General features: G+C 65.0%; 19 protein-coding genes and 1 tRNA gene. 5 read left to right on the forward strand and 15 right to left on the reverse strand.

Features of this window, described 5'->3' with window-relative positions:
* Positions 1-77: 77 nt before the first annotated feature.
* Entirely contained in the window at positions 78-992 is a 915-nt protein-coding gene (locus AC13EK_RS11160; protein ID WP_069336134.1) for a tyrosine-type recombinase/integrase, read from the forward strand.
* 9 nt (positions 993-1,001) lie between these two features.
* Here the strand turns inward: AC13EK_RS11160 and AC13EK_RS11165 are convergent.
* Positions 1,002-1,078, reverse strand: a tRNA-Arg gene (locus AC13EK_RS11165).
* Positions 1,079-1,165: 87 nt separating this feature from the next.
* Here AC13EK_RS11165 and AC13EK_RS11170 point away from each other — a divergent pair.
* Complete coding sequence (locus AC13EK_RS11170) at positions 1,166-1,888, forward strand: queuosine precursor transporter (RefSeq protein WP_004210843.1); 723 nt, start codon at positions 1,166-1,168, stop codon at positions 1,886-1,888.
* Between the two features lie 141 nt (positions 1,889-2,029).
* Positions 2,030-2,974, forward strand: a complete 945-nt coding sequence (locus AC13EK_RS11175) for a GGDEF domain-containing protein (protein ID WP_069336135.1) — start codon at positions 2,030-2,032, stop codon at positions 2,972-2,974.
* On the opposite strand, the gene truA is transcribed toward AC13EK_RS11175, so the two are convergent.
* A complete protein-coding gene (gene truA, locus AC13EK_RS11180; protein ID WP_069336136.1) occupies positions 2,947-3,705 on the reverse strand; it encodes a tRNA pseudouridine(38-40) synthase TruA in 759 nt (252 codons plus the stop codon). The two genes, AC13EK_RS11175 and truA, sit on opposite strands and share 28 nt — an antisense overlap.
* Before the next feature lie 4 nt (positions 3,706-3,709).
* Entirely contained in the window at positions 3,710-4,618 is a 909-nt protein-coding gene (gene fmt, locus AC13EK_RS11185; RefSeq protein WP_069336137.1) for a methionyl-tRNA formyltransferase, read from the reverse strand.
* A gap of 179 nt (positions 4,619-4,797) precedes the next feature.
* Between fmt and recR the strand changes: the two genes are divergently transcribed.
* A complete protein-coding gene (recR, locus tag AC13EK_RS11190; protein ID WP_048938762.1) occupies positions 4,798-5,394 on the forward strand; it encodes a recombination mediator RecR in 597 nt (198 codons plus the stop codon).
* A gap of 408 nt (positions 5,395-5,802) precedes the next feature.
* Here the strand turns inward: recR and AC13EK_RS11195 are convergent, their stop codons facing one another.
* The 4 genes from AC13EK_RS11195 to AC13EK_RS11210 all read right to left on the reverse strand — a co-directional run bounded on the left by AC13EK_RS11195 (position 5,803) and on the right by AC13EK_RS11210 (position 8,474).
* The gene (locus tag AC13EK_RS11195; RefSeq protein WP_139149943.1) at positions 5,803-6,135 is read right to left on the reverse strand and encodes a hypothetical protein; all 333 of its coding nucleotides are present in this window, start codon (positions 6,133-6,135) and stop codon (positions 5,803-5,805) included.
* Between the two features lie 111 nt (positions 6,136-6,246).
* Positions 6,247-6,585 carry a hypothetical protein gene (locus AC13EK_RS11200; RefSeq protein WP_069336138.1) on the reverse strand — a complete coding sequence of 113 codons (339 nt, stop codon included), beginning with the start codon at positions 6,583-6,585 and terminating at the stop codon, positions 6,247-6,249.
* Positions 6,582-7,808, reverse strand: a complete 1,227-nt coding sequence (locus AC13EK_RS11205) for an aromatic ring-hydroxylating oxygenase subunit alpha (protein ID WP_483022200.1) — start codon at positions 7,806-7,808, stop codon at positions 6,582-6,584. Before AC13EK_RS11205 ends, AC13EK_RS11200 begins: the two co-directional genes overlap by 4 nt.
* A 75-nt stretch (positions 7,809-7,883) precedes the next feature.
* Positions 7,884-8,474, reverse strand: coding sequence for a TetR/AcrR family transcriptional regulator (locus tag AC13EK_RS11210; RefSeq protein ID WP_010337563.1), 591 nt, complete (start codon positions 8,472-8,474; stop codon positions 7,884-7,886).
* 99 nt (positions 8,475-8,573) lie between these two features.
* On the opposite strand from AC13EK_RS11210, the gene def reads away from it, so the two are divergent.
* The gene (gene def / locus AC13EK_RS11215; RefSeq protein ID WP_004210855.1) at positions 8,574-9,104 is read left to right on the forward strand and encodes a peptide deformylase; all 531 of its coding nucleotides are present in this window, start codon (positions 8,574-8,576) and stop codon (positions 9,102-9,104) included.
* Between the two features lie 81 nt (positions 9,105-9,185).
* Here the strand turns inward: def and AC13EK_RS11220 are convergent, their stop codons facing one another.
* The 8 genes from AC13EK_RS11220 to AC13EK_RS11255 all read right to left on the reverse strand — a co-directional run bounded on the left by AC13EK_RS11220 (position 9,186) and on the right by AC13EK_RS11255 (position 18,736).
* Positions 9,186-10,955 (reverse strand): hypothetical protein, encoded by a 1,770-nt coding sequence (locus AC13EK_RS11220; protein ID WP_069336140.1) that lies wholly within the window; start codon positions 10,953-10,955, stop codon positions 9,186-9,188.
* The gene (locus AC13EK_RS11225) at positions 10,952-12,658 is read right to left on the reverse strand and encodes an Hsp70 family protein (protein ID WP_069336141.1); all 1,707 of its coding nucleotides are present in this window, start codon (positions 12,656-12,658) and stop codon (positions 10,952-10,954) included. The genes AC13EK_RS11220 and AC13EK_RS11225 overlap by 4 nt, the downstream gene beginning before the upstream one ends.
* 158 nt (positions 12,659-12,816) lie before the next feature.
* The gene (gene phoB / locus AC13EK_RS11230) at positions 12,817-13,515 is read right to left on the reverse strand and encodes a phosphate regulon transcriptional regulator PhoB (protein ID WP_004210860.1); all 699 of its coding nucleotides are present in this window, start codon (positions 13,513-13,515) and stop codon (positions 12,817-12,819) included.
* Positions 13,516-13,518: 3 nt separating this feature from the next.
* On the reverse strand, positions 13,519-14,214 hold the full coding sequence (gene phoU / locus AC13EK_RS11235; protein WP_483022201.1) for a phosphate signaling complex protein PhoU: 696 nt from the start codon (positions 14,212-14,214) through the stop codon (positions 13,519-13,521).
* 23 nt (positions 14,215-14,237) lie between these two features.
* Positions 14,238-15,026, reverse strand: a complete 789-nt coding sequence (pstB, locus tag AC13EK_RS11240) for a phosphate ABC transporter ATP-binding protein PstB (RefSeq protein WP_004210863.1) — start codon at positions 15,024-15,026, stop codon at positions 14,238-14,240.
* Positions 15,027-15,034: 8 nt separating this feature from the next.
* Positions 15,035-16,279: a phosphate ABC transporter permease PstA gene (pstA, locus tag AC13EK_RS11245; protein WP_069336142.1), complete on the reverse strand. Its 1,245-nt coding sequence runs from the start codon at positions 16,277-16,279 to the stop codon at positions 15,035-15,037.
* Positions 16,279-17,673 (reverse strand): phosphate ABC transporter permease subunit PstC, encoded by a 1,395-nt coding sequence (gene pstC / locus AC13EK_RS11250; protein ID WP_004210867.1) that lies wholly within the window; start codon positions 17,671-17,673, stop codon positions 16,279-16,281. The genes pstA and pstC overlap by 1 nt, the downstream gene beginning before the upstream one ends.
* Positions 17,674-17,680: 7 nt before the next feature.
* Positions 17,681-18,736 (reverse strand): substrate-binding domain-containing protein, encoded by a 1,056-nt coding sequence (locus AC13EK_RS11255; protein ID WP_017499005.1) that lies wholly within the window; start codon positions 18,734-18,736, stop codon positions 17,681-17,683.
* Positions 18,737-18,760: the final 24 nt, after the last annotated feature.

Genomic DNA, 18,760 nt, shown 5'->3' on the forward strand with positions numbered 1-18,760 from the left:
GCGCCGGATAACGCTCAATAACGCCATGTCCAACACTCCATATACCCTCGCTTGCCAAAGCCAGGGACGAGTTCAACATGGGTCAATTCTTAGTGGAAATTTACGCCCTACCCGGGTCACTTCTCAGTGGAAATCAACACAATGCTTTCCAAGACCTGCGCGATAGCACGAAGGTGGTCTACAGGGGCGTATTGGAGCGGTTCCGGGCGAGCTTTGGTGATGACCCTATCAAGCGCTTCGATGCAGATCGCATCGCCCGGTTGATGAACGCTATGCGGCATAAGCCGCACGCGGCCGCCCGTCTACGAAAGCTTCTGGCGCAGCTTTTTGTCATCGCCCGCCGAGCAAAGATCGTCCCGGCCAGTTTCGACCCAGTCAAAGACACTCGCGCACCCAAGGTAGCCGAAAGCGAAGGTTTTCACCCTTGGACTGAAGAAGAGCTGGAAGCATTCGAGGCAAAGCATCCGTTAGGAACGAAGCCGCGTCTCGCGTTTGCGCTATTGCTCTATGGCGCACAGCGAAGCGGTGACGTTCGCTTCATGACGCATGATAGCATCCAGGGCGGCCGCATCAGACTTCGGCAGAGCAAGACTAGCACGGCCGTTGATGTGCCGGTTGTCGAGCCTCTAGAGCAGGCGCTGGAGGCTGGCCCCTTGGGCGACGTGACGTTGATCGAAACCAAGGATGGCGAACCGTTCACGCAGAAGGGATTTTACAATCTCATGAAGCGGGCCTGCATCGTTGCAGGCCTCTCCCATTGCTCGCCTCATGGTTTGCGAAAGTCGGCCGCAAGGCGGTGTCGCGAAGCCGGATGCAGCGATGAACAGGGGATGGCGATTACCGGCCACAAGACGGTGAAAGAGTATCGTCACTATGCTGGAACCAGCGACACGGCCGCCCGCGCCGACGCTGCAATGGCCATGGTGATGGCTAACCGGGCGAAAAAGGTAGCCAAGGAACAACCACAAACCCTTGAAAAGGAAGGGATATGAGCAGGAACGTGGCGACCCCGGCAGGATTCGAACCTGCGACCATCCGCTTAGAAGGCGGATGCTCTATCCAACTGAGCTACGGGGCCGTGCGCGGGAGCGATAGCGGGGCTTGGGCTGCGGCGCAATCTTTCGCAGTCGTTGCAATCGTGTGTCGGCGGGATATGCACTGAAGGATGAGCGACGCGGGCATCCGGAAAATCGACGCGACCGTGCTGGGCGCACGGCCGCTGCGTTATTATGATTTCTTCATGGCGGCCTTCGTCGCCATATTGCTGTTGTCCAACCTGATCGGCGCGGCCAAGCTGTCGTCGCTGGGCGGCGTCACCTTTGGCGCGGGCATCCTCTTCTTTCCGCTCGGCTATGTGATCGGCGACGTTCTGACAGAGGTCTATGGCTATGCGCGGGCGCGGCGCTGCGTCTGGGCGGGTTTTGCCGCGATGCTGTTCATGGCGCTGATGAGCTGGGTGGTGGTGGCCTTGCCGCCGGCCGAGGGCTGGCCCGACCAGAAAGCTTATGAGGCGGTGTTCGGCAGCACCTGGCGGATCGTCTTTGCCTCGCTTTGCGCCTTCTGGGCGGGGGAACTGGCCAACAGCTTCGTGCTGGCCAAGATGAAGATCATCACCCAGGGACGGCATCTGTGGATGCGCACCATCGGCTCGACTGTGGTGGGGCAGGGTGTGGACAGCCTGCTCTTCTACCCGCTCGCTTTCTATGGCGACTGGACCACGGCGCAGGTGTTGACCGTGATGGTCACCAACTGGGCGATGAAGGTCGGCTGGGAAGCGGTGCTGACGCCCGTCACCTATGTGGTGGTGAATGGTCTCAAGCGACGCGAGGGGCTCGACGTCTATGATGCGGGCACCGACTTCACCCCGTTCCGCACCCGGCTCCAATAGGCTGGAGCCAGTAAATTATGTAATCTAAAGAGAGTCTTTACCTTGTTGGGCGCAGGAGGAAGCGACAAAGTCAGGAAAGAATAGTCGCCCATCGTGCCCATTGCCTCCGCCCAGTCCATTGTCCCTGATCGCGATCCCGTGATGACCCCGGATGCGATCTGCCGGATCGACCGCCTGACCCATGTCGCGCGGGCACTGAGCCAGGAGGCGCAGACGATCCAGGCCAATCTGGCCAATGCGGAGCGCCGGTTCCAGGCGACCTTCCAGCACGCGCCGGTCGGCATTGCCCATGTCGCGCTCGACGGCAGCTTCCTGACGGCCAATCCCCGTTTCGAGGAGATTACCGGCTATCCGGCCGCGATGCTGATGCGGCTGGGTTTCCAGCAGATCACCCATCCCGATGATCTGGATGCCGATGTCGCGCTGCTCGGACGGCTGCACCGAGGCGAGTTGCAGCGCTATACGCTGGAGAAGCGCTATATCCGCGCCGACGCGTCGCTGATCTGGATCAACCTGACCGTGGCGCTGGTGCGTGACGAGCGGGATGCGCCCGAATTCTATGTCGCCGTGGTCGAGGATCTGTCGGAGATGCGGCAGGCCCATTTCGATGCGGTCCATGATCCGCTGACCGGTCTGCTCAACCGTCGCGGCTTCGTGGTGCGGGCGCGGGCCTTGTTGCGGCAGGCAGCCGAGGTGCATCGCGCCGTCAGCCTGATCTATCTCGATCTCGACGGGTTCAAGCAATTGAACGACAGTCGCGGGCATAGCGCCGGCGATCGCTGCCTGGTCGAGGTGGCGCGGCTGATCGAGGATATGGTCGCCACCCGCCATGTCGTGGCGCGAATGGGCGGCGACGAGTTCGTGCTTCTGGTCGACGAGGAAGGCACGGACCTGGGCGAGGCGCTGCGCGTCGGACTGATGACGCTGGGCGGCGCGCATGGCGGTGTCAGCGGCAGCTTTGGCCTGGTGACCTTGATCCCCGATGATGACACCGAACTGGACAGCATCGTGGCGCGCGCGGACGAGGCGATGCTGGCGGCCAAGCGCGCCGGCAAGAATCAGCTGGTGACCACCGCGCTGCTATAATCGGCACGCACGAAATAGAGACCGTCCGGCGGCGCGTTGAGCGCCAGCCGGGCGCGGTCACGCGCCTCCAGCGCATCGCGCAGGTCATCGGCGCTCCAGCGGCCCATGCCGACCATCGCGAGACAGCCGACCATCGAGCGGACCTGATGATGGAGGAAGGATCGCGCCTCCGCCCGGATGGCGATGCGATCGCCTTCACGCGAGACATTCAGCATCGCCAGCGACTTCAGCGGACTGGCCGCCTGGCAATGGACCGAGCGGAAGGTGGTGAAGTCATGATGACCCACCAGGATCTGCGCGGCGTCGTGCATGGCGTCGGCGTCGAGCGGCTGGATCACCCGCCAGGCGAGACCCGATTCCAGGGTCAGCGGCGCGCGGCGATTGGCGATGCGATAGACATAGGCGCGGCCGGTGCAGCTGAAACGGGCATGCCAGTCCGGCGCGACTTCCTCGCAGGCGAGGATCGCGACCGGATGGGGCCGCAGCTTCGCATTGATCGCCTCCATCAGGCGGAAGGGCGTCAGCGGCTTTTCGACATCGGCATGGGCCCGCATGGCAAGGCCATGGACGCCGGCATCGGTGCGGCCGGCGGCGTGCAGGATCGCGCGCTCGCCAGTGACGGCATGGATCGCATCCTCGATCGCCTGCTGGACGCTGGGGCCATGGGCCTGACGCTGCCAGCCCATGAAGGGGCGGCCGTCAAATTCGACGGTGAAGGCGAAACGGGCCATCGGCTCAGGCGTCGACCCGGCCGCCGGTGGGCATGTCGAAGCCGCGCAGCAATTCGCCCGCCGACATCGCCGCCTTGCCCGCGCGCTGGATCAGCGTCGGACGGATCGCGCCATGGCCGCAGCCGATCAGCAGGCTGTGATCGAGCAGTTCGCCCGCCGGCCCGGCATGATCCTCGACCGTGGCGGCGAGGATGCGGAAGCGTTCGCCGCCATATTCGAAGAAGGCTCCGGGGAAGGGATTGAAGGCGCGGACCTGGCGTTCGACCTGATGCGCGTCGCGGCTGAAATCGATCCGCGCCTCCGCCTTGTCGATCTTCGCGGCGTAGGAGACGCCCTCTTCAGGCTGGGCCACCGGCGGATGGCCAGCCAGATCGTCCAGTACATCGACCATCAGATCGGCGCCAGCCTGTGCCAGTTCTTCGGTCAGTTCACCTGCCGTCTTGTCCGCGACCGGGGTAACATGCTTGGCGCGCATCGGCCCGGTGTCGAGGCCCGCTTCCATGTCCATGATGGTGACGCCGGTGACGTTGTCGCCGGACAGGATCGCGCGCTGCACCGGCGCGGCGCCGCGCCAGCGCGGCAGCAGCGAGCCATGGATGTTGAGGCAGCCATGGCGCGGCATCGCCAGGATCGCGCGCGGCAGGATCAGCCCATAGGCGGCAACCACCGCGACATCGGCGTCGAGCGCGGCGAAGGCGGCCTGCACCGTCTCGTCCTTCAGTGAAACCGGTGTGCGCACCTCGATCCCCAGTTGCTCGGCGCGGGCCTGCACCGGGGAGGGGCGCAGCGCCTTGCCCCGGCCGGCCGGCCGGGGTGGCTGGCTATAGACGGCGACGATGTCATGCCCGGCCTTCACCAGTGCATCGAGCGCTGGAACGGCGAAATCGGGGGTGCCCATATAGATGATACGCATAGTTTTTTCCGCTTCCCGCACCAGCCCGCTCCCCCACCCGGCCACCCTTCAAGATACTGCCGTTAGGTGGCCGGGTGGGGGAGCGGGCTGGCACCGCATTTGAAATGCGCCATCGGCGTATTTCCAAGTCCGTCCTCAAAGCTCTTGTCGGAAAGACATGCAACCCCTTATCTCACGATATGGCTTCACCTGAAATCGAGACGCTGACCCAGGCGCTGTCGCGACTGCCCGGCCTTGGCCCCCGTTCGGCACGGCGCGCGGTGCTGCATCTGCTCAAGAAGCGCGAGGGCGCGCTGGAGCCGCTGCTGCGCGCGCTCGCGGCGGTCAACGAACGGCTGGTCACCTGCCAGGTCTGCGGCAATGTCGATACCGTCGATCCCTGCGGCATCTGCGCCGATCCGCGCCGCGATGCGCGGGCGCTGTGCGTGGTGGAGGATGTCGCGGACCTGTGGGCGCTCGACAAGTCGCGCCTCTTCCCCGGTCGCTTCCATGTGCTGGGCGGCCGCCTCTCTGCACTGGAGGGGGTGCGGCCCGAGGATTTGAGCATCGATGCGCTGGTCGCGCGGGTCGAGGCCGGCGGCATTGACGAGGTGGTGCTGGCGATGAACGCCACGCTGGAGGGGCAGACCACCGCCCATTATCTGGCCGAGCGGCTGGAGCGCTTCCCGATCCGCCTGACCCAGCTGGCCCATGGCGTGCCGGTGGGCGGCGAACTCGACTATCTGGACGAGGGCACGCTGGCCCAAGCGCTGCGCGCGCGGCGACCGCTGGGCTGAGGGACGGGCCAAAGGCGGGGACACGCGTCTCCCGAAGTTCACACCATTATCGGGCTTTCTGGGCGAAATGCGCCGGGAACGCGCCTGTGACGCGTCGGCTTTGCGCCGGTGGCGCGTCACCACCCATGGGGTGGAGGTGTCCAATATGCGCCCGCATCGCCCCTGTGACGCGACAATCGCGCTTCTGCCGCGCACCAGGAACGCCCCTATGGTGCGATCACCACGCGTCGATGGCCCGTGCGCAGAGGGCCATGACTGGGGTAGAAGGGCAGGGGGATGATGATCCATCCGGGCAGTAGATCAGACAAGCGGCGTGTAGGACAGGCCGGATGATGGACGGGAAGGGCGGCGGATTTGGGTGGATAGGCGACGGTCCGGTTTTCGCAATTTTTCGTCGCTTTCGGACGTTCAATAACCGCCTGTTGCCTTTTCCTCGATCAAGCGACCGTTGCGATTATCGTAGCAAGCCAAGTAGGTGCCAGCAGGAGCCTTCGAATATGGGCGTAACTCAACGCATGTGCGATCAGACATCCGTATGACCACGGGCAATCTGGAAGCTTTATTGATGGCTTCCGAGCGGAATAGTTTTTGAGCGTCGTTCAGAGCGTTGCTCACGACAGGCTCATCGCCTGGTTGGATGGCAGTAGCATTCGCTAGTGGATAGAGCCTTGCTATTATCAATCCAGCGGTAATGAGCAGCGCGATCAACACCAAGGTCACATAGCGGCTATATTTCTGCATCACGGCTTTATGACCACGTGACCGAACTTCTGCAATTGGTCGGCAGCGGTCAAAGCCCGATCCTCGTCATTGCTTTGCTGCGCTTGGAATGACGGGGCGGGCCTGCGTCTCTCAGGCGCCCGCCGGGGTCCGGGTAATGCGCATATGCTGGCGCTGGCGGGCGTGGGCGGGTTCCTGGTCGCCCAATATCTCTTCGGTCAGCGAGACATGGGCGAGGGTCAGCATCATGTCCATCAGCCGCTGCTCGGCCGCGTCCAGCGCGTCGATCGGCCGGCTGTCGAGATGAACAAGGGCGGCGTCGAGCAGGGGCGCGGCCGCCGCGAAGAAGGCGGCGCGGTCGGCCGGATCTGCGTCGCCGCGCCGGGCAGAACGGGCGATCGAGCCGTCGATCGCCCAGCGATCGGCAAAGGGGACGAGCGCCTCGAAGCCGGTAGGGAGGAGGGCGGTCATGCCATTGCCTCCGCCCGCGAGGCGGGCCGGGGCGTAGCGCTGGTCCGTTCTGCTCGATAGGCCTGCACCCGTTCGTCGACGGCGTTGAAGAGGTGGCGGCACAGCGCCTCCTGCGCCTGGAAATGGATATGTTTGAGCGCGCCGCTGTTGAGGCCGCGCTGTCCCGCCTCGATCACGTCGCGATCCTCGGCATGGATGTCGCGCGCGCTGGCCATGGCATATTCGCGGGCATAGCGGCGGCTGGCGCAGTCATCCTCGCCCTTCCAGTAGAGGCGGATCACGCCCCGCGAGCGGCGGGCGTCGATCGGCCAGACGGTGTGGGAGAAGGGCTGGGCCGGCGAGCCCAGGATGAAGAAATTGGGAAAGAGCGCGAGATAGTCGCGGCTGTGCGGGCCGGCGGTGCCGTCGGCCATGGCGAAACGGGCGGCGCGGCCGAAGGATTGCGCCTGCACCGGTTTGGGCGCGGGGGCGGGATTGGTCCAGATCGTCTGGGTGCGGTGAGGGCCATGAAAGCCCATCTTCACCGGATAGCCGAACGGATTATCCTCGCCCACGGCGGGTGCGCCGGAGCGGGGATGGATGAAGCGGAGATGGTAATTTTCCTGGAAATTGTCGTAGGTCAGCTTCCAGTTGGCGTCGATCTCATAGACATATTCGGAAAAGGTGGCGGCCTGTGCCGTCGGGAAGCCGTCGAGCATGGTCGCATAGGGGCCAAGATCGTCGCGCAGGCTTTTGTCCGGCGTGCCGAGATGGACGAAGATCAGCCCGCCGCAGATGTCGAGCGCGACGCGGGGCAGGGCGCAGTCGGCCTTGTCGACGAAGAAACGATCGAAATCGGGGGCGGCGAGCAATGCGCCATCGGTGCCGAAGGACCAGCGATGATAGGGGCAGGAGAAGGTGCCGCGCCTGCCGCTTTCCTCCTCGACCAGCTGGGTGCCGCGATGGGTGCAGACATTGTGGAAGGCGCGAATCTCGCCCTCGCGGCCGCGCACGATCAGCAGCGACACATTGAGTGCCTCGATGTCGCGGCGGATGAAGTTGCCGCTGTCGGGCAGTTCGCAGACATGGCCGATCTGCAACCAGGAGCGGCGGAACACCGCTTCCCGTTCCAGCTCGAACCAGGCCGGATCATGATAGGGGGCGGCGGGGATCGGCGCGGTGCCGAGCCAGGCCAGACTGTCGTCGCTCATGCCCTGAAAGCCGGGCCGTTCGCCGTGCATCATCGCTCTCCGCTGTCTGTCTTTTCGACAGCATGAGCGGGTCAACCTGAATTTGCAACACTATTGTTGTAAATGTTGTCAGTCGTCTGCGATGCCATCCCGGCGCAACACTCGCTGCTGTTCCTGGCGGAAGCGGGCGATGGTGGCTTCGGTGTCGAGATCGGGGGCGACGCGATGGCGAAAGACGCGCGGGCCGATCAGCGCGCTGGTGAGCAGCATCACGCAATAGACTTCGGCGTCGATCGGCTCGTCGGGGAAGGCGGCGGCAAGGCTGGTGCCGATGCCCGATACCAGGGCGTCCCAATGCGGATAGCTGGCGCGGATGTCGCCCGGCGCGATGAAATCCTCGATCCACAGCGACATGATGGCGGGATTGTCGAGCACGAAGCGGGTGACATAGTCGATCCGCGCCTGACGCGGCAGTTCCGGGCGGAAGGCGGCGACGATCTGCTGCGAGGACCAGAGCTTCACCGCCGCGACCAGGGCATCACGATCGGTGAAATGATAATAGATGGTGGTGCGGTTGACCCCCGCGGCGCGGGCGAGGGCGGAGAGGGACAGGGCATCGATGCCGCGATCGGCGATCAGCCCGACCGCCAGCTCGATCAGCATCTGGTGGGTATCCTCGAAGGATTTGTAGCGGCGCTGCTGTGCGGTTTCGTCGGTCACGCCCCCTCGCCTAGACCCCGCCGGGCGGGGCGGCAAGCGGTGCGTGGACCAGCGCCCGTGTCGCTTGAAATTTTCCCCCGTTCCGCTTATGTTTTGGCCATGGCCATTCTTCCGATCCTTGAGGCGCCCGATCCGCGCCTGCGTACCATCTCGACCCCCGTAGAGGCGATCGACGACGATCTGCAGCGTCTGATCGACGACATGTTCGAAACCATGTATGACGCGCCGGGCATCGGTCTGGCCGCGATCCAGGTGGGTGTGCCCAAGCGCATCCTGGTGATGGATCTGCAGGAACCGGAATCGGATGAGGAAGGCGCGCCGCCGGTCAAGAAGCCGATGGTGTTCATCAATCCGGAAATCCTGAAGGAATCGGACGAGCAGTCGGTCTATAATGAAGGCTGTCTGTCGGTGCCCGACCAGTTTGCCGAGGTAGAGCGCCCGGCGGTGATCCGCGCGAGCTGGATGGACCGTGACGGCCGCATCCATGAAGAACAGCTGGAAGGGCTGCTCGCCACCTGTCTGCAGCATGAGATGGACCATCTCGAAGGCGTGCTGTTCATCGACCATCTGTCGCGCCTGAAGCGCGACATGCTGCTCAAGAAGCTGAACAAGGCCCGTCGCGCGGCCTGATCGCGGCATGGCCTCTGGCTGATGGACAAGAAGCGTCCTGCCGCAAGGCGGGGCGCTTCTCTCCGTTGGACGATCGCCGATTCAGATGTGCGGCAACAGGGCGGCGCGGGTGGCCTTGTTTGCATCCAGCGCGGCATCCAGCAGGGCGATATGGGTCAGGCATTGTTCCCGGTCCTTCCCTTTATTCTGGAAGGCGGCGCTGACCTGATCGAGCGACAGGCCGGACTGGTCGATCACGCGCTGCACGATCTGGCCGGGGATGGAGAAGCTGCCGCCCGGCGGCGGAAGCACCGGATTGTCGGGCATTGCGATGACCAGATCGGCGACCTGTGCCCGCGCCGGTTCCCGCAGATCGGCGGGGATCAGCTCGGGATCGGCAAAGGCGCCGTGCTTGGCCGCCTCGGCGCAGGCGTGCCAATGATCGCCCTTGAGCGCGCGTTCTTCCTTCAGGCGCTGGCGCTGCATCGCGATCAGGCTGTCGCCGCCCTTCTGCCGCGCGAGCAGGGCATAGCGATTGCGGATGATGCCGGTCATCGCCTCGACATAGCGGGCGCGGGTCCACCCCATGCCCATGCCGGCGCGCCAGTTGCTGGCGAAGAGCGCATGGACGAGCGGCGCCTGGGCATGGAGCAGGTCGAGCGGAATATCCTTGCCGAAGGCGGCGCGTACCGCCGCCTGCATGTCGGCCGCGACATCGCCCAGACCGCCGGGTACGCGAGGGGCGGTGGCGACGGGCATTGCAGGTACGGGCTGTTCCAGCGAGATGCGTGAACTGTTCTCGGCGGGATTATAGATGCTCGTTGCGATCCGCACGATCAACTGGAGGGCAAAGAAGATGCCGAAGGCGACGGTCCACCAGCGGATCGGACGGGCGCTATGATCTTCCCACAGCGCGATCCGATGCCAGTTGAGGCGCGATTCGATTTCCGGATGATCCCGGCGAATGGTGCCGAGCAAATCGTCTATCTTCGCGCCCTGCCACCATAGGGCGCGACCTTGCCCCGGCCGGGTCGGCTTGGCCAATTGCTGCCAGGCGCGATGGAGCGGGTGGCCTTTCTGCTGCACCTGCTGGGCGAAGCGGTCGGAGGCGAGGCGCCGGTTGATGAAGTCGACTGCCGGTGGCGCGTCGATCTGGCCTTCCAGCGCGTCCCAGCCGAACAGGCGCGCGGCCGGGGCGAGCAGCGGCTGGGCGCGGGGCCAGGAGCCGGCCAATATGTTGGCGAGCCAATCGTCGACGCGGGCATGCAGGTCTATCGCGCCCTGCTGCGCTTCGGCATGGATGCGGCTGATCAGGGTGGTGCCGTTGACGATGTCCGCCGGATGCATCGGCCGATCTTGCGACTGCGCGTCCGGATCGGGATAGAGCAGGGCATGGAGGGCATGGTCGGCGCGGCTGAGATCCTGGACCTCTGCGCGCGTCACCGTCGGCACGATCAGCGCGTCAGCCCCGTCGGGCAGGGGCAGCACGATCGCATCGCCTGCATCCGCGGCGATCCGGCAATCAAGCGCGATGGGCGGCATGCGCCAATCCGGGGGCGGCGTTGCGGGCGCGATCGACAAGGGAGCGGATGCTGCATCGCATGTGGCCGGAAGGGAGCCACTGAAGGCCATGTCCGGCGACGGGACGATGACTTCCATCCCGGCGATCATGATGCCGGGAGACGGTGCATCGGCCACCTCGCCCGATGCCAGCATCAGGGCCTGGTCGCGAACGTCGCGCAGCGCGGCAAAGCCATCCCGGTCCTGGTCCGGATCGATGGCGCGAAGCCGGGCGGCATAGGCACGGCGGATCGCCTTGCTGTCCGCCGTCGCTTCTATCCCCAGCAATTGCCAGGCGGTCGAAGGGCTCACAGCCCATAATCCTTTTCGACCAGGTCCAGATTCTGGAGCAGGAGCCTGCGCTCCTCGGTGATCAGCCGGCTGTCCTGGGTTTCCAGCACCGACTGGAACTGGGTTATCCAGCGACCAATGGCTTCCCGGCGCTCGCCGATGAAGGATTCGTATCCCTTGCGCGCGCGGGCGAGTGCCGCGACATTTTCCATCGCCTCGCGCGGGTGGAATTTGAGTGCGGCGAGACGCGCCCGGCTTTCGGCCAGGTCGCGTTCGGCGCGCTGCTCGCTTTCGTCGACGATCACCAGATTGCGACTCTGGCCCGTTTCCGGCACCACGACGTCGACCTCCAGCAGGCCGCTGCTGTCATAGCTGAATCGGCAATCGACCAGTATCTCGCCGGCCGGGCGTGGCGGCACCGGGATGCTGATCGACCCCAACAGCACGTTGGAGGAGACTTCGCGCGCCTCACCCTGATAGATGCCGAATTCGATGTAGCGCTGATTGTCGGACACGGTGCGATAGGTTTCGACGCGGCTGACCGGGATGGCGGTGTTGCGTTCGATGATCGGCGAGAAGAGGCCATGATGGAAATGGCCGCGCGCGTCGCGCTCCGAATGGTTGACGCCCAGGGTGAAGGGGCAGACGTCGGTCAGCCGGATCTCGTCGAGAGCGGCGTCCCTGGCCAGCAACCCCGCCTGCACCGCCGCGCCGAGCGCCACGGCATGATCGGGATGGACCGTGCTGTTGGGGAAGCGGCCGAACATGCGGGTGATGGCGCGGCGGACGATGGGCATGCGCGTCGCCCCGCCGACCAGTACGACTTCGCTGAGGGCGCGCACGTCGATGTTGGAATCCCGCAAGGAGCGGAGCACCGGATCACGCAGCCGGGTAAGGAGGCCCTGGGCCTGTTCCTCCAGCGCGCGGGTGGTGATGCGGGTGCTGCGTTGCTCGTCGCCGATGACCAGCGTGAAGTCCGCCTCGTCGGCGAGGGACAGGGCCTGTTTCGTGGCTTCTGCCGCGACCTGCAGGCGGGCCTCCAGGCGCTGCGGATCTTTATTATCGAGCGGCGTCTCCGCCTCCAGCGCGGCGCGGGCCAGCGCGATGATCGCGCTGTTGAAATCGTCGCCACCCAGATGATTGTCGCCCGATGAGGCGCGTACCTCGATGATGCCGTCGAACATCTCGACGATCGACACGTCGAAGGTTCCACCGCCCAGATCGAAGACCAGAAAGGGTTCATGCTCGTCGCGATCGTGGACGCCAAAGGCCAGCGCCGCCGCCGTCGGTTCGTTGATCAGGCGCCGCACGGTCAGGCCCGCCAGTTCGCCCGCGCGCCGCGTGGCCTTGCGCTGGCGATCGTTGAAATAGGCCGGCACCGTGATCACCGCTTCGGTGATGGGTTCGCCGCAAAAGGCCTCCGCATCGGCCTTGAGCGAGCGCAGGATGCAGCCGGACAATTCTTCGGGCGAGTAGCTGTGACCACTCATCGAGGCGCGGCGTTCCGTGCCCATATAGCGTTTGAAGCTGGCGACGGTCCCGTCCGGGTCGGTGGTCAGCCGATCGCGTGCGGCGCGGCCGACATGGATCATGCCCATATTGTCCACGCTGACGATCGACGGTGTCAGCAAGTCGCCCAGCGCATTGGGCACAAGCTGTGCTGCGCCATCCTTCCAGATAGCGGCGGCGCTATTGGTCGTTCCAAGATCGATACCGAGAATCATGATTTCCCCCCGGCCGGCACCTTATGCAAGGCGGTGGCGAAATCCACAGGGCTTTGTTCCTGGAAGACAAAATGCCGTCCATCGAGCATGCGCCAAAGAAAAACCTCCCCAAGCGGTGTGCCGGAGAGGTTCTTTCTGGTCGGCGATGGCGGCGACGATCAGTTCAGGCCGTCGGTGTCCAGCGCATAGCCGGCCGAGCGGACGGTGCGGATGATGTCGTGGCGGCCGTCGACATTGATCGCCTTGCGCAGGCGGCGGATATGGACGTCGACGGTGCGCAGTTCGATGTCGCTGTCCTGGCCCCAGACGCTGTCGAGCAGACGTTCGCGCGAGAAGACCCAGCCGGGATGCTCCAGGAAATGCTTCAGGAGGCGGAATTCGGTGGGGCCGAGCGGGATGACCTGGCCGCCGCGGCGGACCTTGTGGCCGACCGTGTCCATCTCGACATCGGCGAAGGTCAGCGTCTCGCCGGCCAGTGCCGGACGCACACGGCGCAGCACCGCGCCGACGCGGGCGACCAGCTCGCGGGGCGAGAAGGGCTTGGTGACATAATCGTCGGCGCCGGTTTCCAGTCCGCGGACGCGATCCTCTTCCTCGCCGCGCGCGGTCAGCATGATGATCGGCACATTGGCAGTGCCGTTCATGCGGCGCAGGCGACGGCAGACCTCGATCCCCGACAGGCTTTCGACCATCCAGTCGAGCAGGACGATGTCGGGCGTGTTTTCCTGCGCCATCAGCAGCGCTTCCTCGCCATCGACGGTATGGGCGACCTCGAAATCCTCACGCTTGAAATGCCAGATGAGCAGTTCGGCGAGCGCCGCGTCATCCTCCACCAACAGCATCTTCGCCCGCGCCATGCCTCAATTCTCCTGCTGCTGGGTGCCGCCGCGTTCGCGTTCGGGCAGGGTCTGGCCCGTTGCGGCATAATAGACCATTTCCGCGACATTGGTCGCATGGTCGCCGATGCGTTCGATATTCTTGGCGATGAACAGCAGGTGCGCGCACTCGCTGATCGTCTTGGGATTTTCGACCATATAGGTCACCAGCGTGCGGAACACGCTGTCATAGAAATCGTCGACCACCTGGTCGCGCTCCACCACCGCCAGCGCCAGTTCGGCGTCGCGCGCGGCGAAGGCGTTGAGCACGTCATGCACCATCTCGGCCGCGACCTGGCCCATCGAGGGCAGCAGCGACACCGGCTCCAGCTTGTGCTGGTTGGCGGCGATCAGCGGCACGCGCTTGGCGATATTCTTGGCATAGTCGCCGATCCGCTCGACCACGGTGACGATCTTCAAGGCGGCGATCACGTCGCGCAGATCGTTCGCCATCGGCGCGCGCAGGGCGATGATCTGCACCACCAGCTTTTCGACTTCCGCTTCCAGCGCGTCGATGCGCTTGTCGTCGGCGACGACTTCGGCAGCGAGACGCTGGTCCTGGCGCTGGAGCGCCAGCATCGCATTCTCGATCGCCGCTTCGGCGCGACCGCCCATTTCGGCGATCAGGCCGCGCAGCCGGTCGATTTCCTCGTCAAATGCCTTGATCGTATGTTCAGCCATGTCTTGTCTCTCTCCGCGCGGGATCAGCCGTAGCGCCCGGTGATATAGTCCTTGGTCCGCTCCTGGCGCGGGTTGGTGAAGATGTCGCTCGTCACGCCATATTCGACCAGTTCGCCCAGGTGGAAGAAGGCGGTGCGCTGCGACACGCGCGCGGCCTGCTGCATGTTGTGGGTGACGATGACGATGCCATAGCGGCCGCGCAGTTCGTGGATCAGTTCCTCGATCTTGGCGGTGGCGATCGGGTCGAGCGCCGAGCAGGGTTCGTCCATCAGGATGACTTCGGGTTCGACCGCGATGGCGCGGCCGATGCACAGACGCTGCTGCTGACCGCCCGACAAAGCGGTGCCGCTGTCATTGAGGCGATCCTTGACCTCGTCCCACAGGCCGGCGCGACGCAGCGACTTTTCGACGATCACGTCCATGTCCGCCTTGCCCGCGGCGAGGCCGTGGATGCGGGGGCCATAGGCGATGTTCTCGTAGATCGACTTGGGGAAGGGATTGGGCTTCTGGAACACCATGCCGACCCGCGCACGCAGCTGCACCACGTCCATCGAGGGGGCGTAGATATCTTCGCCGTCGAGCGTGATCGTGCCTTCGACCCGCGCCGAGGCGACGGTGTCGTTCATGCGGTTGAGGGTCCGCAGAAAGGTCGACTTGCCGCAGCCCGACGGGCCGATGAAGGCGGTGACATGGTCCATGTCGACATCGATCGACACGCCCTTGATGGCCTGTTTCTCGCCATAGAAGACCTTGACGTCACGTGCCGTCATCTTCGGATTGGCCACGGCCAGGCTTTGCTGTTCTTCGGTCATGGGTGTGATTACCACCGTTTTTCAAACTTGTTGCGCAGGTAGATGGCGAGGCCGTTCATCGCGAGCAGGAAGGCCAGCAGGACGATGATGGCGGCCGAGGTCTTTTCGACGAAGCCCTTCGAGACTTCATCGGACCAGAGGAAGATCTGCACCGGCAGCACGGTGGCCGGATCGACAATGCCGCCGGGCGGCGTGGCGATGAAGGCACGCATGCCGATCATCAGCAGCGGCGCGGTTTCGCCGAGCGCGCGGGCCATGCCGATGATCGTGCCGGTCAGGATGCCGGGCAGGGCCAGCGGCAGCACATGCTGGAACACGACCTGGACCGGCGAGGCGCCGATGCCGAGCGCGGCGTCGCGGATGCTGGGCGGCACCGACTTGATCGCGTTGCGGCCGGCGATGACGATGACGGGCATGGTCATCAGCGCCAGGGTCATGCCGCCGACCAGCGCGGCCGAGCGCGGCAGGTGCAGCAGGTTGAGGAAGATCGACAGGCCGAGCAGACCGAAGATGATCGAGGGCACGGCCGCCAGATTGTTGATCGACACTTCGATGATGTCGGTCCACCAGCTCTTGCGGGCATATTCCTCCAGATAGAGCGCCGTGGCGACGCCGATCGGGAAGCTGAGCACCAGCGTCACCAACATGGTCAGCAGCGACCCCTTGAACGCGCCCCAGATGCCGACCTGGGTCGGATCGGTGCCGTCGCTGGCGGTCAGGAAGCCCCAGTTAATGCCGGTGGCGAGCAGGCCGGCCTGACGCAGGCGCGCGACCTGTGCCTCGGCCTCGGGCGACCCCTTGCTCTTGGCGGCGAGGTCGATCGCGGTCGCGGCGGGCACGTCGATCGTCTCGGTGCGGCCCAGGATCTTGGGATCGGCCTTGATCGCGTCGCGGATGGCAATCCAGGCGCTGGGCGAGATCATCGCGTCGGCATCCTTGCCCAATGCCTTCTGCGCGACGGTGCTGGTCACCATCGGCAGATTGGCGTTGGCCAGCGCTTCATCGGTGATGTTGGCCGGATCGAGCAGCAGCGGCGAGGCCGGGAAATCGACCTTGAGGGCGATTTCCGTGCGGGTGAAACCGCGCATGCCATTCCCGACCATGGTGAAGAGCAGGAAGGCAAGGAAGGCGGCGCTAAGCAGCACGGCGGCCATGCCGGCGGCCTTGAAGCGGCGTTCGGCGGCATAGCGCCGGGCGATCCGCTTGCGCATGGCGTCCGACTTCCAGTCGGTGGGGAGGCGTTCGGCGCTCATTATTCGTAAGCCTCGCGATATTTCTTCACGACCCGCAGGGCCACGATGTTGAGCAGCAGGGTGACGATGAACAGCACCAGGCCGAGCGCGAAGGCGGCAAGCGTCTTGGCGCTGTCAAATTCCTGGTCGCCGGTCAGCAACTGGACGATCTGGGTCGTCACCGTGGTCACGCTGGCAAAGGGGTTGAGGGTGAGGTTGGCAGCCAGACCGGCGGCCATCACCACGATCATCGTCTCGCCGATCGCGCGGCTGACGGCGAGCAGCACGCCGCCGACGACGCCGGGCAGGGCGGCCGGGATCAGCACGCGGCTGATTGTCTCGCTGGTGGTGGCGCCCATCGCCAGGCTGCCGTCGCGCATCGACTGCGGCACGGCGGCGATGCTGTCATCGGCCATGGAGGAGACGAACGGGATGATCATTACGCCCATGACGAGGCCGGCGGCCAGCGCGCTTTCCGAAGAAGCGCCATGGATGCCGATCATCACCGCAAAGTCGCGCAGGGCCGGCGCAATGGTGAGCGCGGCGAAATAGCCATAGACGACCGTGGGCACGCCCGCGAGCATCTCCAGCGTCGGCTTCATCCACTTGCGCACCGTGGGGCTGGCATATTGGGTGAGATAGATGGCGCTCATCAGGCCGAGCGGGATGGCGACGATCATGGCGATGATCGCGCCGATGAAGATCGTGCCCCAGAAGAGCGGCACCGCGCCGAACGCATCCTCATTGCCATAACCCATGGCGGCCGACTGCGGGCTCCATTTGGTGCCGAACAGGAAGTCGATCGGGTTCACCATGGAGAAGAAGCGGAAGCTTTCCCACAAGAGCGAGGCGACGATGCCGAGCGTGGTGATGATCGCGATCAGCGAGGCGATCAGCAGCGTCGCCATGACCAGTCGTTCGACCCGCGTGCGGGCGCGGAAGTCCGGACGGACGCGGGTGAAGGCATAGGCGCCGCCGGCAAAGGCGAGCACCAGCGCCAGCACCGCGCCGGCAATGCCATAATGGCTGAGCGCGGTGCGATAGGGTTCGACCAGCGCATTGGCGGCCGGATTGAAGGCGCCGGCCTGCGCGCCGGTGGCGATCGCCCGTGCCTCGCCCAGGATGGCGGAGCGCGAGAAACCGTCCATCGGCAGGCTCTGCGCCGCCGGGTCGGCCAGAACCGACTGGGTGACGAGGCCGGGCGAGACATTGGCCCAGACCGCCAGGAAGATGCCGGCCGGGATCAGCGTCCACAGCGCGACATACCAGCCATGATAGCCGGGCAGGCTGTGTACCGCGTCGCGGCGACCGCTGGCGCGCGCCACGCCGGCAAGGCGCAGCGCACGGGCGCGGGCGCTGACCCAGGCAATCGCGCCCAGGCCCGCCAGCAGCAGGAGGATTGCAGGACCGGTCATGATGCCCTTACTTCAGCTGCGAACCGTCGAGGACGCTGAGCGACTTGACGACTTCCGCGCTCTTCTTGCGCACGTCTTCCGGCGCCGCGACCATGCCGCGCTTGGTCAGCGCACCGTCGGGGTTCCAGTTGGCAGCGAAGGTGTCGAGGAAACCCTGCAGGCCACGGATCGCCTGCATATGCGCCTTCTTCACATAGATGTAGAGCGGGCGGGCACCGGGATATTGGCCAGTCGAGACGGTCTCGTAGCTGGCTTCGATACCGTTGATCGGCACGTCCTTCAGCGTGTCCTTATTCTCTTCCAGGAAGCTGTAGCCGAAGACGCCGACGGCGTTCGGGTTGGCGCCCAACTTCTGGACGATCAGATTGTCATTCTCGCCCGAGTCCACATATTTGCCATCCTCGCGCACGCGGGTGCAGGTGGCCTTGAACTCGTCCTCGCTCTTCTTCTTGAGTTCTTCCATCGCCGGGTCGGTCTCGCAACCCTTGGTCAGGATCAGTTCGGCGAGCGAGTCGCGGGTGCCGCTGGTCGAGGGCGGGCCGAAGACGGAGATGGCGATCGCGGGCAAGCTGGGGTCGACATCCTTCCAGGTCTGGGCCTTGTTCGGACCCTTGCCATAGGGATTGGCGGCCAGCGCCTCATAGACGATCTTGGGGGTGAGCTTGAGGCCGGGGCCCTGCTTGCTCTCGGCGAAGGCAAGGCCGTCGACGCCGACCTGGATCTCGATGATGTCCTTCACGCCATTGCTCTGGCACTGATCGAACTCGGCCTTCTTCATGCGGCGCGAGGCGTCGGCAATGTCGGGATGCTGGGCGCCGACGCCGGCGCAGAACAGCTTCATGCCGCCGCCGGTGCCGGTCGATTCGATGATCGGCGACTTCATGCCGGGATTGCCCTGCACGAACAGTTCGGCGACCGCGGTGGCGAAGGGATAGACGGTGGAGGAACCGACTGCGCGGATCTGGTCACGGGTCGCGCCAGCGCCGCCGCCCGACTGGTCGCCGCAGCCGGCAAGCGAAAGAGCGGCCACAGCGGTCGCGGCGAAAAGGGCGAATTGCTTCACGGAAACCTCCAACTAACAGGCCGC

This window comes from Sphingobium sp. L-44 (assembly GCF_056859495.1).

Excerpts from the sequence above, each read along its gene's own strand:
- pstC (WP_004210867.1), bottom strand. The coding sequence starts at position 17,673 with ATGACCGGTCCTGCAATCCTCCTGCTGCTGGCGGGCCTGGGCGCGATT.
- pstA (WP_069336142.1), bottom strand. The coding sequence starts at position 16,279 with ATGAGCGCCGAACGCCTCCCCACCGACTGGAAGTCGGACGCCATGCGC.
- AC13EK_RS11225 (WP_069336141.1), bottom strand. The coding sequence starts at position 12,658 with ATGATTCTCGGTATCGATCTTGGAACGACCAATAGCGCCGCCGCTATC.
- AC13EK_RS11195 (WP_139149943.1), bottom strand. The coding sequence starts at position 6,135 with ATGCAGAAATATAGCCGCTATGTGACCTTGGTGTTGATCGCGCTGCTC.
- AC13EK_RS11160 (WP_069336134.1), top strand. The coding sequence starts at position 78 with ATGGGTCAATTCTTAGTGGAAATTTACGCCCTACCCGGGTCACTTCTC.
- truA (WP_069336136.1), bottom strand. The coding sequence starts at position 3,705 with ATGGCCCGTTTCGCCTTCACCGTCGAATTTGACGGCCGCCCCTTCATG.
- AC13EK_RS11205 (WP_483022200.1), bottom strand. The coding sequence starts at position 7,808 with ATGATGCACGGCGAACGGCCCGGCTTTCAGGGCATGAGCGACGACAGT.
- fmt (WP_069336137.1), bottom strand. The coding sequence starts at position 4,618 with ATGCGTATCATCTATATGGGCACCCCCGATTTCGCCGTTCCAGCGCTC.
- phoB (WP_004210860.1), bottom strand. The coding sequence starts at position 13,515 with ATGGCGCGGGCGAAGATGCTGTTGGTGGAGGATGACGCGGCGCTCGCC.
- AC13EK_RS11175 (WP_069336135.1), top strand. The coding sequence starts at position 2,030 with ATGACCCCGGATGCGATCTGCCGGATCGACCGCCTGACCCATGTCGCG.
- phoU (WP_483022201.1), bottom strand. The coding sequence starts at position 14,214 with ATGGCTGAACATACGATCAAGGCATTTGACGAGGAAATCGACCGGCTG.
- def (WP_004210855.1), top strand. The coding sequence starts at position 8,574 with ATGGCCATTCTTCCGATCCTTGAGGCGCCCGATCCGCGCCTGCGTACC.
- AC13EK_RS11170 (WP_004210843.1), top strand. The coding sequence starts at position 1,166 with ATGAGCGACGCGGGCATCCGGAAAATCGACGCGACCGTGCTGGGCGCA.
- pstB (WP_004210863.1), bottom strand. The coding sequence starts at position 15,026 with ATGACCGAAGAACAGCAAAGCCTGGCCGTGGCCAATCCGAAGATGACG.
- recR (WP_048938762.1), top strand. The coding sequence starts at position 4,798 with ATGGCTTCACCTGAAATCGAGACGCTGACCCAGGCGCTGTCGCGACTG.
- AC13EK_RS11200 (WP_069336138.1), bottom strand. The coding sequence starts at position 6,585 with ATGACCGCCCTCCTCCCTACCGGCTTCGAGGCGCTCGTCCCCTTTGCC.